The 7,075-nt window shown below is 64.7% G+C and carries 8 protein-coding genes; all 8 read left to right on the top strand.

Features of this window, described 5'->3' with window-relative positions; all coding sequences use genetic code 11:
- The first annotated feature begins 18 nt into the window (after window positions 1-18).
- A complete protein-coding gene (soxA, locus tag BRA1253DRAFT_RS33630; protein ID WP_007601689.1) occupies window positions 19-840 on the top strand; it encodes a sulfur oxidation c-type cytochrome SoxA in 822 nt (273 codons plus the stop codon).
- Between the two features lie 27 nt (window positions 841-867).
- Entirely contained in the window at window positions 868-2,559 is a 1,692-nt protein-coding gene (gene soxB, locus BRA1253DRAFT_RS33635) for a thiosulfohydrolase SoxB (protein WP_007601690.1), read from the top strand.
- Between the two features lie 6 nt (window positions 2,560-2,565).
- Entirely contained in the window at window positions 2,566-3,837 is a 1,272-nt protein-coding gene (gene soxC / locus BRA1253DRAFT_RS33640) for a sulfite dehydrogenase (RefSeq protein WP_007601691.1), read from the top strand.
- Window positions 3,821-4,516 (top strand): c-type cytochrome, encoded by a 696-nt coding sequence (locus BRA1253DRAFT_RS33645; protein WP_007601692.1) that lies wholly within the window; start codon window positions 3,821-3,823, stop codon window positions 4,514-4,516. Before soxC ends, BRA1253DRAFT_RS33645 begins: the two co-directional genes overlap by 17 nt.
- Window positions 4,517-4,569: 53 nt before the next feature.
- The gene (locus tag BRA1253DRAFT_RS33650; protein WP_035994430.1) at window positions 4,570-4,977 is read left to right on the top strand and encodes a DsrE family protein; all 408 of its coding nucleotides are present in this window, start codon (window positions 4,570-4,572) and stop codon (window positions 4,975-4,977) included.
- A 14-nt stretch (window positions 4,978-4,991) separates the two neighbouring features.
- Window positions 4,992-5,891 carry an alpha/beta hydrolase gene (locus BRA1253DRAFT_RS33655; RefSeq protein ID WP_007601695.1) on the top strand — a complete coding sequence of 300 codons (900 nt, stop codon included), beginning with the start codon at window positions 4,992-4,994 and terminating at the stop codon, window positions 5,889-5,891.
- Window positions 5,892-5,901: 10 nt separating this feature from the next.
- Window positions 5,902-6,345: a DsrE family protein gene (locus tag BRA1253DRAFT_RS33660; RefSeq protein WP_007601182.1), complete on the top strand. Its 444-nt coding sequence runs from the start codon at window positions 5,902-5,904 to the stop codon at window positions 6,343-6,345.
- A 107-nt stretch (window positions 6,346-6,452) separates the two neighbouring features.
- A partial coding sequence (locus BRA1253DRAFT_RS33665) for a YeeE/YedE thiosulfate transporter family protein (RefSeq protein WP_007601696.1) occupies window positions 6,453-7,075 on the top strand: 623 nt, incomplete at its 3' end.

The following is a 7,075-nucleotide window of genomic DNA, read 5'->3' on the forward strand; positions in this document are numbered from 1 at the left end:
CGGAGAGGGAGAGGGCGGATGCTGTCGCGATATATTGGATTCGCCGTCGCGGTCGCCGCGGCCACATCGGTAGCGACATGTGCCTCCGCGCAGGAGGTCGAACGCAAGGGCATCCCGGCGCCCCCAGGACACGTCTTCAAGACCATCATCTCCGGCTACCAGTTCCGCAGCAAGGAAACGCGGGCGCTGCAGGACGACGATTTGGAGAACCCCGGCTTCCTCGCCGTCGAACGCGCGGCGGATGTCTGGAAGAAGGTCGAGGGCGGCGAGGGCAAGTCTTGCATGAGCTGCCACGGCGAGGCCGAGACCAGCATGAAGGGTGTCGGCGCGGCGATGCCGAAATGGGACGACAAGCTGAAGAAGCCGGTCAATCTCGAGCAGCGAATCAACATCTGCCGCAGCGAGCACATGAAGGCGGAGCCCTGGAAATTCAAATCCCAGGAGCTGACCGACATGACGACTTTCGTGCGCTATCAGTCGCACGGCATGAAGGTGTCGGTGAAGACCGACGGGCCGATGTCGCCCTGGTTCGAGCGCGGCAAGCAGATCTATTACACGCGCTATGGTCAGCTCGATCTCGCCTGCGAATCCTGCCACGAGCGCAACAACGGCAAGTTCATGCGCGCCGATTTCCTGAGCCAGGGCCAGACCAACGGCTTTCCGACCTATCGGCTGCGCGACCAGCGTGTGGTGCCGCTGCATGAGCGGTTCGAGGGCTGCATGTTCGACGTGCGGGCCGAGCCGTTTAAGCCGCTCTCGGACGAGTTCCTCGCGCTCGAGCTCTATGTGGCCTGGCGCGGCATCGGCTTGCCGGTCGAGACGCCGTCCGTCCGCAACTGAAACGATGAACCTGCAGGAGTATTGCGCATGATCTCTCGCCGCGAGTTCATTCAGGTTGCCGCTGCAACGGCGGCACTCTCGGCCGGCGCAGGTTCCGGCCTCAGCCGGGCGGTTGCCCAGCAGCGCCTGACCGAAAAGGACCTGCTGGTCTTCGAGCCGCTCGGCAACGTTACGCTGGTGCACGTGACCGATATCCACGGCCAGCTGATGCCGCTCTATTTCCGCGAGCCCTCGACCAATCTCGGGGTGGGCGAGGCTAAGGGCGTTCCGCCGCACGTCAGCGGCAAGGAGTTTCTCTCCCGTTTCGGCATCGCGCCCGGCTCGTCGGCGGCATATGCCCTGACCTCGGAGGATTTCGAGGCACTCGCCAGGAGCTATGGTCGGATCGGCGGCCTCGATCGCGCCGCGACCGTGATCAAGGCGATCCGCGCCGAGCGCGGCGACAAGGTCGCGCTGCTCGACGGCGGCGACACCTGGCAGGGCTCGTGGTCGTCGCTGAAGACGCGCGGCCAGGACATGATCGACTGCATGGCGCTGCTCAAGCCTGACGCCATGACCGGGCATTGGGAGTTCACCTACGGCACCGAGCGAGTCAGGCAGGCCATCGAAGGCCTCGGCTTTCCGTTCCTCGGCCTCAATATCCGCGACACCGAATGGAACGAGGCGGCTTTCGACGCCTCGACCACGATCGAGCGTGGCGGCGTCAAGATCGCGGTGCTCGGCCAGGCGTTCCCCTATACGCCGGTCGCCAATCCGCGCTGGATGATTCCGAACTGGTCGTTCGGCGTGCGCGAGGAGGACGTTCAGGCGCAGGTCGACAAGGCGCGCAGGGGCGGCGCGCAACTCGTCGTGCTGCTCTCCCACAATGGCTTTGACGTCGATCGTAAGCTTGCGAGCCGCGTCAAGGGCATCGACGTTATCCTGACCGGGCATACCCATGACGCGCTGCCCGAAGCCGTCAAGGTCGGCAAGACCCTGCTGATCGCGTCAGGCTCGTCCGGCAAGTTCGTATCGCGGCTCGATCTCGACGTTCGCGACGGCGAAGTCAAGGCTTACAGCTACAGGCTCATTCCGCTGTTCACCGATGTGATCGCGGCGGACGCCGAGATGGCCGCGAAGATCGCCGAGGTTCGCAAGCCCTTCGCGGCGGATCTGGCCAAAGTGCTCGGCAGGACCGACTCGCTGCTCTACCGGCGCGGCAATTTCAATGGCACCTTCGACGATCTGATCTGCCAGGCGCTGATGCAGGAGCGCGACGCCGAGATCGCGCTGTCGCCCGGCTTCCGTTGGGGCACCAGCGTGCTGCCGGGGCAGGACATCACCTTCGAGGACGTCACCAACGCAACCGCGATCACCTATCCCGCGGTCTATCGCATGGGCATGACGGGCGCACGGTTGAAGGAGATCATCGAGGACGTCGCCGACAATCTCTTCAATGTCGATCCCTATTATCAGCAAGGCGGCGACATGGTGCGGATCGGCGGACTGTCTTACGCGATCGACGTCACCAAGCCGCAAGGCGGCCGCATCTCGGACATGCAGGTTCTCAAGACCGGCGCGCCGATCGATCCCGCCAGGGAATACCAGGTTGCCGGCTGGGCCAGCGTCAACGAAGGAACTGAAGGGCCGCCGATCTGGGACGTCGTCGCGAACTATTTGACGCGACAGAAAACCGTTCGGCTCGAGCCCAACAGGGCCGTCAAAGTTACCGGAGCGTAAGAAGCGATGTCGAAGTTGGACACTCCCCGGCAATCCCGACGCAGTTTCCTGGCCGCTGGCGCCGGTGTTGCAGCGTCTGTGCTCGCCAAGCCTGCCGCGGCCGGCGCCGGCAATCCTGCCAACCAGCCGCCCAACGTCCCTGAATGGACCAAGTCGCTCGGCGAGGGCGTCGCCGTCCGCCCGTACGGCAAGCCGTCGAAATTCGAGAAGGACGTCGTGCGGCGCGATGTCGAATGGCTGACCGCCTCGCGCGAGTCCTCGGTGAGCTTCACGCCGCTGCACGAGCTCGAAGGCATCATAACCCCGAACGGACTCTGCTTCGAGCGGCATCACGGCGGCATCGCCGAGGTCGATCCGGCCGATCATCGCCTGATGATCCACGGGCTGGTCGAGCGTCCGCTCATTCTCACGCTGGACGAGCTGAAGCGCTATCCGCGCGTCAACCGCATCCACTTCATGGAATGCGCGGCGAATTCGGGCATGGAATGGCGCGGCGCCCAGCTCAATGGCTGCCAGTTCACCCACGGCATGATCCACTGCGTGCAGTACACCGGCGTCTCGCTGCGCACCTTGCTGGAAGAAGCCGGCGTCAAGACGAGCGGCAAGTGGCTGCTGGTCGAGGGTGCCGATGCGGCCGCGATGGATCGCAGCCTGCCGATCGAGAAGGCGCTCGACGACTGCATCATCGCCTACAAGATGAACGGCGAGGCGCTGTATCCCGAGCAGGGCTATCCGATGCGGCTCGTGGTGCCGGGCTGGCAGGGTAATCTCTGGGTCAAGTGGCTGCGCCGCATCAAGGTCGGTGACCAGCCCTGGCACACCCGCGAGGAGACGTCGAAATACACGGACCTGATGCCGAACGGCAAGGCGCGCCGCTTCACCTGGTCGATGGACGCCAAGTCGGTGATCACGTCTCCGAGCCCGCAGGCGCCGATCAGGCACGGCAAGGGCTTTACCATCGTCTCGGGTCTGGCCTGGAGCGGCAACGGCAAGGTCAAGCGCGTGGACGTCTCGCTCGACGGCGGCCGCAACTGGTGGCCGGCGCGGCTCGACGGGCCCGTTCTCGACAAGGCGCTGACCCGCTTCTACTACGAGTTCGACTGGAACGGCGAGCCGCTGCTGCTGCAATCGCGGGTGCAGGACGAAACCGGATACGTGCAACCGAGCAAGGCCGAACTGCGCAAGATTCGCGGCGTCAACTCCATCTATCACAACAATGGCATCCAGACCTGGCATGTGCAGGCCAATGGTGAGGTCGAGAATGTCGAAGTCGCTTAAGCTCATTGCAGCCGCGCTGACGACGGCCTGCGCGCTGAACGCGCCGGCGCTCGCGCAGCAGAAGGCGGACGCCAAGAGCGGTTCGCGCTATCACATCGGCCGCGCGCCAACGGCGGACGAGATCCGCGGCTGGGACATCGACGTTCGCCCCGACGGCCAGGGCCTGCCGGAAGGCAAGGGCACGGTCGCGCAGGGCGAAAAACTGTTCATGGACAATTGCGCGACCTGCCACGGCGAGTTCGGCGAGGGCAACGGCCGCTGGCCGGTTCTGGCCGGCGGCAAGGGTTCGTTGACCTCAGACAATCCGGTCAAGACCGTGGGCTCGTACTGGCCCTACGCGTCAACCGTGTTCGACTACATCAGGCACGCCATGCCTTATGGCAACACGGGGTCCTTGTCCGTCGATGAATATTATGCGCTGGTCGCCTACGTCCTCTATCTCAATGACGTCGTTACCGATCAGAACTTCGAGCTGAACAAAAAGAACCTTGCCGCGATCAAGATGCCGAACGAGCAGGGCTTCGTGATGGACGACCGCGCCACCAGTGAGAAGTCGTTCTGGCAGAAGGACCCCTGCATGAAGGATTGCATCGCGCCGGTGAAGATCACCGGGCGAGCTGCCGCCATCGACGTGACGCCCGAGGACGGCAAGGAGAAGAAGTCGCGGGGCGTGGAGTGAGAACAGGCCGGGCGAGCCGTCGCACGCTTCTGCATGCCGGACTCGCTGTTGGCTTGCTCATCGCGATCCGTCCGGCCGCGGCCCATGCGGCCAAACCTCATGGGCTCGCGCTGCAGATCAGTGACGACGACCCGCTCAAGATGCGCGCCGTCCTCGATGTTGCGGCCAACGTCTCGCGGCATTATTCCGGGCAGGGCGAGGACGTCGAAATCGCAGTGGTCGCCTTCAACGGCGGTCTCGACATGCTGCTCGAGGACCGCTCGCCGGTAAAGGAGCGCCTGGTGAACTTCCTGAAATCGATGCCCAATGTGAGCTTCATCGCCTGCGGCAACACCCTGGAGACGCTGGCGGCGAAGGAGGACAAGCGACCGCCGCTGATCGAGGGCGTCAGCGTCACACAGGTCGGGGTTGCCGCGCTGATCGAACTTGCGGAGAAGAACTGGACGATTGTCCGGCCCTGAGGAGAAAGCCGCCGATGCGATGGTTGATGGAACTGACGGTCTTGCTCGCGCTCGCGGCGCCTGCGAACGCTGCCGAGCAGGAGCTCGAACAGTCGGTCGCCGGCCGTACGACGTTCGCGACCTTGCGCACACCCGCTGCGATGACACCGGACACGCCGCTCGTCGTGATGACCCACGGCACGCTCGCACACAAGGACATGGAGGTCATTCAGGGCGTTGCCAAGGCACTGGAGCAGCGCGGCATCGCTTCGCTCGCCCATACGCTGTCGCTGGGGCTCGACCGCCGCAAGGGCATGTATGACTGCGCCGTGCGGCATGACTACGTCGTTGCGGATGCAGTTGCGGAGATCGGCGCCTGGGTCGCGCGGGCGGGGGGTATGTCCCGGCTCGTCTTCGCGTTCGGCCATTCGCGCGGCGGCAACCAGGTCGCGCGGTATCTCGCAAGTGAAACCCCGCTGGCGGGTGCGGTGCTGCTGGCGCCGGTGACCGCAAAAGCCGAGGCCGACTTGCGCGCGTCCTACGTGAAGACATATGGCAAGCCGCTCGAGCCATTTCTGGAGCTTGCGACCAAGGCGGTCGCGGCGGGCCACGGCGGGGAGTGGATGGACGTGCCCGGCTTCATCTATTGTCGCAATGCCGTGGTCACCGCGCGGGCCCTTGCGTCATTCTACGGACCCGATGCCGGCCAGGACACGGCCGCGCTGGTGGCGCGCATCAAGCTTCCGGTGCTGGTGCTCGCCGCGACCAAGGATAATGTCGTGCCCGACGTGGCAGACGCATTCGCTCCGCTTGCGGGTTCGAGCGGGGGCAGGGTCCAGCTCGACAAGATCGAGGATGCCGATCATTTCTTCCGCGACCTGTTCGCGGAAGACGTCGCCGACCGCATCGCCGGATTCATCAAGCAGACACGATAGGAGGGGGATCATGCAGCGTCGATCCATGCTTCGCGCGAGCCTTGCCGGACTATTTGGTGCCTTCGCGGTGCACCAGGCGTCCGCGGCGACGGAAGCGTCCGCGCGACAGCGCGTCGTCTATCATCTCGCCGATGCCGATCGTGTCGTCTTCGTTCTCGGCAATCTGCAGAACCATGTCGACGGCGTCGGCGGATCCGGGAAGGCCGACATCAGGCTGGTGGTGCACGGGCCGGCGCTGCGAGCCTTCCACGCGCTCGCGGCTCAGGACCACACGATTGCGATGATGACAAAGCTCGTCGACGCCGGCGTCGGTTTCGACGCTTGTGCCAACACGATGAAGGCGCAGGGCGTCGAGCTGGACGACCTCACGCCCGGCTTCGTGGTGGCCGAGAGGGGCGGCGTGGTGCGGCTCGCTGAGTTGCAGCAGCAGGGATATGCCTATCTACGGCCATGAGGCCGCTTCGCTCGGGCATCCTGAGGCATTGGCGCTTTGATCTGGCTCATGGGACGCGACGCCGAGATCGCTAGAATCGCATGCTCGCAGGAATAGCTGAGGCGGACGTGCTGACGCCGATCATCGATCTCTTGGGTGAAGACCGGCTGTCATGGCTCGGCGGGCTCCTGGTCGGAGGTCTGTTCGGGTTCTTCGCCCAGCGCAGCCGCTTCTGCCTGCGTGCCGCGGCGGTCGAATTCTCCCGTGGCGAGGGTGGACCGCGCCTTGCGGTCTGGCTCCTGACCTTTGCCGCGGCGCTGGTGGGCACGCAAGGCCTGGTCGCGCTCGGCTGGCTCGATGTATCCGAGGCGCGCCAGCTCGCTCAACAGGGCAGCATCTCTGGCGATCTCGTGGGCGGCCTGATGTTCGGTTGCGGGATGATTTTGGCGCGGGGCTGTGCCAGCCGGCTCTTGGTGCTTTCGGCCAACGGCAATCTCCGCGCATTATTGTCAGGGCTGGTGTTTGCGGTGACCGCGCGGGCCTCCTATCGCGGCCTGGTATCGCCTGCTCGCGAACGCAATCTGTGGCTGGTCGATGGCGGCCCGTCGCGCGACATCATGGCCATGTTCGGTGCTGGCACGCCGAGAAACTTGCCTTCTGCACCCCTATGGGACTTACCAGAAGGACGCGGTGCCCTGCTGAGACATCTGCGGCATCTCAGCGGTGAGCTGTCAGAACGTCTCGGTAATCT

It is taken from the genome of Bradyrhizobium sp. WSM1253 (assembly GCF_000244935.1).
GTDB lineage: Bacteria > Pseudomonadota > Alphaproteobacteria > Rhizobiales > Xanthobacteraceae > Bradyrhizobium > Bradyrhizobium canariense.